Source organism: Streptomyces sp. URMC 124 (assembly GCF_051386455.1).
In the GTDB taxonomy this organism is placed as follows: Bacteria; Actinomycetota; Actinomycetes; order Streptomycetales; family Streptomycetaceae; genus Streptomyces.
Map to the genome: position 1 here is coordinate 1 of NZ_JBPQTS010000600.1, position 245 is coordinate 245.

Annotated in this window: 1 pseudogene; it reads right to left on the reverse strand. The window is 58.8% G+C overall.

Features of this window, described 5'->3' with window-relative positions:
• Window positions 1-217, reverse strand: a pseudogene (locus ACSNOG_RS33835) (phenylalanine--tRNA ligase subunit alpha); the annotation flags it as partial.
• Window positions 218-245: the final 28 nt, after the last annotated feature.

Sequence of the window (245 nt, forward strand, 5' to 3'; positions counted from 1 at the left end):
GACCCATGGTGATGCCCTTGTCGACGCACAATCCCTCGACTTGATGGAAGACTGGAAGGTGAGTGGCATCGTACTCATCGGCACGGAAAACCTTGCCCGGGCTGATAATGCGCACCGGAGGTTGCTGCTTAAGCAAGGTGTGGATCTGCACCGGACTGGTAGCTGTGCGCATGCACTTACCGTCATCAACCGGGTCGAGCCACAGCGTGTCCTGCAAGGCACGAGCCGGGTGATCAGTGCCAAGG